The sequence below is a fragment of the Deltaproteobacteria bacterium genome, assembly GCA_011773515.1.
GTDB lineage: Bacteria > Desulfobacterota > Deferrimicrobia > J040 > J040 > WVXK01.
The window spans coordinates 33,854-37,596 of record WVXK01000056.1 but is presented as its reverse complement, the minus strand read 5'-3'; the positions used below and the strand labels follow the sequence as shown (position 1 = coordinate 37,596).

Sequence of the window (3,743 nt, the reverse complement as noted above, 5' to 3'; positions counted from 1 at the left end):
AATGGAGAAGGCCAGGATCAGGATAATAGATTTCGACCAGGAGCGCATCGAGGAAATAGAGGCAGAGTCGGTTGAAGATTGCTTTCCCTTTGCCGAAAGGCCGACGGTTACCTGGATCAATATAGACGGGCTCCACGATGTGGCCGTCATCGAAAAGATAGGGAAACACTTCGATGTCCATCCCCTCGTCCTCGAAGATATCCTCAACACGGGCCAGCGGCCCAAGGTTGAAGAATTCGAGCACTATATCTACGTCGTTTTGAAGATGTTTTTCATAGACAGGGAGAAGGTGGAAACCCACGCCGAGCAGCTCAGCCTCATCCTGGGCCCGAACTACCTGATCTCCTTCCAGGAGAGGATTGGAGACGTATTCGAACCGGTCCGGGAACGGTTGCGCAAGGGGAAAGGGCGCGTGCGGAAGAGCGGGTCCGACTACCTCGGTTATGCGCTCCTGGATGCGGTCGTCGATAATTACTTCGGCATCCTGGAGCTGTTTGGCGAAAAGATCGAAGGAATCGAGGAGGAGCTGGTATCGGACCCGACTCCATCCACGCTTCAGACGATTCATGCTTTGAAGAGGGAGCTGCTGTTCATGCGAAAGTCGATCTGGCCGCTGAGAGAGGCGATCGGAAGCCTCGAACACGGGGAATCGGACCTCATCCGGGAAGGAACGCGAGTTTACCTCGGGGATGTGCGCGACCACGCCGTCCAGGTGATGGACACTATCGAGACCTTCCGGGACATGGTTTCTGGAATGCTCGACATCTACCTTTCGAGCGTGAGCAACAGGATGAACGAGGTCATGAAGATCCTGACGCTGATTGCCACCCTGTTCATTCCCCTGTCATTTTTCGCGGGAGTGTACGGGATGAACTTTGAGTTCATGCCCGAACTGAAATGGAGGTTCGGATACCCCCTCTTCTGGGTCGTCGTGGTGTCGGTGGCGGTAGGGATGGGCCTCTACTTCAGGAGAAGGAAGTGGATCTGAGAAAGTTTCCGCAGCATGTTTTTTCAGAGCGAGACCCGCACGCCGTGAAACCCCCATGTAAGGAGGCACGATGTCGGTCAACGAAAGCGAAGTGAGCGGGGAAACCCGGGTGGAGGTGATGATAGAGATCCCGAAAGGGAGCAGGAACAAGTACGAGTACGACAAGGAGTCAAGGAGGATCCGGTTCGACCGCATGCTCTTTTCCGCCGTCCACTACCCGAGCGATTACGGTTTCATCATGGAGACCCACGCCCTGGACGGCGACCCCCTGGACGCCCTCGTGCTCGTGTGGGAACCGACATTTCCGGGATGTATCATCGAGGCAAAACCGGTTGGCCTCTTCAGGATGCACGATGAGAAGGGCCCCGACGAAAAGATCCTGTGTGTCCCCCTTTTCGATCCCCTCTGGAACCACATCGAGAACCTGGCGGATGTGAACCCTCACCTCCTGAAGGAAATAGAGCACTTCTTCTCCATTTACAAGGACCTGGAACAGAAAAAGACCGGTATCTACGGGTGGGAGGACCGGGACTCGGCGGTGAGATGCATCGATGAGGCAAGGATCCGTTACCGGGAAAAGAAAGGGTGACCTCCAACCGTCCGGGTTCATGTGAACTGAGGCCGAAAAAACTGCATCCTATGGGTGATGGACGGAAGGCGGTGGGAATATGAAGGTCTCTGTGGCATTTATGCCGGTAATCGTCACCCCCATGAGCGGATCTGCCATTGCCGGGCAGGGAACAGCATCTGCGCGATGCAGTACAATAAAGAGAGGGGTGACACATCGGGCTCTCATGATCGTGTCCATCGATCTGGGTGGAATAAAGAAGGCTTCTGATGGAATATCGGCGAGCACATGCCGCAAGGCCCGGGATAGGAAGGACATTCGTCCCCTTCTTGCTCCTCCTCACGCTGTTTTTTGGGGCCCCTGTCCACTCCTTCGGGCAGGAGTACCGGGATGTCCTGCCGGGGTACCGGGTGAAACTTCCGGCTGATATCCACTTCAAAGAGGACTACCGGGTGCAGTGGTGGTATTTCACCGGGCACCTGTTCACCGGGGAGGGAAGGGAGTTCGGGTATGAAATAACGTTTTTTGCGGTCAACGTGCAGAAGAAAAAGTACGAATCACGCTTCGGCCTGAACACCCTTTTCATCTCCCATTTTGCGCTCTCCGATATCGAGGGGCAGGAATACTATTACCGCGAAAGCATGGACGGCGGGGCCTTCGGCTTTTCCGGTGCAAAGCGGGACCGCCTGAGCGTATGGGTGGGGGATGATCTTCTCGAGGGCAGTATGGAGAAGCTTCGCCTGAAGGCGGCGGGCGAAGGACGGGCTGTCGACCTTACTCTCGTGCCCGAAAAGCCCTATGTGCTCAACGGGGATGCGGGTTTTTCGAGAAAATCGAGTGACGACCCCCTTCTCGCCTCCATTTATATCTCCAATACGGACCTTGAAACGGTGGGGACGGTGAAGATCGGGGACCGTTCGATCGGTGTTCGCGGGAAGAGCTGGTTTGACAGGGAGATATCCTCACGGGGCCAGCTGGGAAACCTCAAAGGGTGGGACTGGTTTGCCATACAGCTCGATGATGGCAGGGAGATCATGCTCTACCGGCTGAGGAAGGCGGACGGGGCCATCGACGACTTTTCGACGGGGACCTTGGTGAACCGGGATGGAACCTACAGAATTCTGAAAAAGGACGAGTTCTTCCTTCGTCCCCTCGGCCACTACCGCTCGAAGAAAACGGGTGCCCGGTACCCGTCTGCGTGGACGGTGCGGGTCCCCGGTGAAAAGGTGGACCTGACCGTGACCCCCCTGATACAGGACCAGGAGTTCGTTGCGCCCTTTTCAACAGGAAACTATTACTGGGAGGGCGCCTGCCGTGTCGAGGGGTCCGCTACGGGGCGGGCATACGTGGAGCTGACGGGATATCCGGGGGACCAGTGATAGAGCTCGCAGGAATCGAAAAGAGCTATGGAGACAACCGCGTCCTCTGCGGCCTCGACCTGACGGTTGCAGCCGGCACCTTCCTATCCATCATGGGGAGCTCCGGCTCGGGGAAATCGACCCTCCTCAACCTGATCGGCGGGATTGACCGGCCCGACAGGGGAAGGATCATCGTCAATGAAGAGGAGATAACGGGATACTCCGAGGGGCAGCTCACCCTCTACCGGAGAAAGAGGGTCGGTTACGTCTTCCAGTTCTTCAACCTCCTGCCCAACCTGACGGCTTACGAGAACGTGGAAATGCCGCTCCTTTTGAACGGTGCGAAAGGCTACGAGGAGAGGATAACCGCACAGCTGGGTTTGGTCGGGCTGGGCGGAAAGGAAGGCGCCTATCCCCACGAGCTCTCCGGGGGAGAGCAGCAGCGGGTTGCCATCTGCAGGGCTCTTATCCACGACCCCGATGTCATCCTTGCAGATGAGCCGACGGGAAACCTCGACAGCCGGATAGGAAGGCATATCATGGAGCTGCTCAAAGGTATAGCGGTGAGGCGGGGGAAAACGGTCATTCTCGTCACCCACGATGTGGTGGTGGCGGGGTATGGCACCAGGACTATCAGGATAAAGGACGGGACGATAGGGCAATGAAGTTTTCCCGGCTCATACGGCTCCTCGTGCTGCGGACCATACGGGAAGAGAAGCTCCTCACTTTTTTGTCGGTCGTCGGCGTCGCCCTGGGGGTCGGCCTCTTCGTGGGCGTGAGGCTGGCGTCGGACAGGGCGATATCCTCCTTCGAGGCCGATATCAGGGGG

Annotated in this window: 5 protein-coding genes (1 of these 5 cut by a window edge); all 5 read left to right on the top strand. The window is 57.1% G+C overall.

All coding sequences use genetic code 11. The features are described 5' to 3' along the window. On the top strand, positions 1–988 hold the 3' portion of the coding sequence (gene corA, locus GTN70_05665; protein ID NIO16471.1) for a magnesium/cobalt transporter CorA. Its footprint begins 44 nt before the window's first position; only the last 988 of its 1,032 coding nucleotides appear in the window; its start codon lies beyond the left edge, outside the window; it ends in the stop codon at positions 986–988. A gap of 70 nt (positions 989–1,058) precedes the next feature. Next, positions 1,059–1,577, top strand: coding sequence for an inorganic diphosphatase (locus GTN70_05660; protein ID NIO16470.1), 519 nt, complete (start codon positions 1,059–1,061; stop codon positions 1,575–1,577). Positions 1,578–1,825: 248 nt separating this feature from the next. Beyond that, on the top strand, positions 1,826–2,935 hold the full coding sequence (locus tag GTN70_05655; protein NIO16469.1) for a carotenoid 1,2-hydratase: 1,110 nt from the start codon (positions 1,826–1,828) through the stop codon (positions 2,933–2,935). Continuing rightward, the gene (locus GTN70_05650; GenBank protein ID NIO16468.1) at positions 2,932–3,579 is read left to right on the top strand and encodes an ATP-binding cassette domain-containing protein; all 648 of its coding nucleotides are present in this window, start codon (positions 2,932–2,934) and stop codon (positions 3,577–3,579) included. The genes GTN70_05655 and GTN70_05650 overlap by 4 nt, the downstream gene beginning before the upstream one ends. After that, a partial coding sequence (locus GTN70_05645) for a hypothetical protein (protein NIO16467.1) occupies positions 3,576–3,743 on the top strand: 168 nt, incomplete at its 3' end. The genes GTN70_05650 and GTN70_05645, both read left to right, overlap by 4 nt.

Coding starts and splice junctions, on each gene's coding strand:
- GTN70_05660 (NIO16470.1), top strand. CDS start 1,059: ATGTCGGTCAACGAAAGCGAAGTGAGCGGGGAAACCCGGGTGGAGGTG.
- GTN70_05655 (NIO16469.1), top strand. CDS start 1,826: ATGGAATATCGGCGAGCACATGCCGCAAGGCCCGGGATAGGAAGGACA.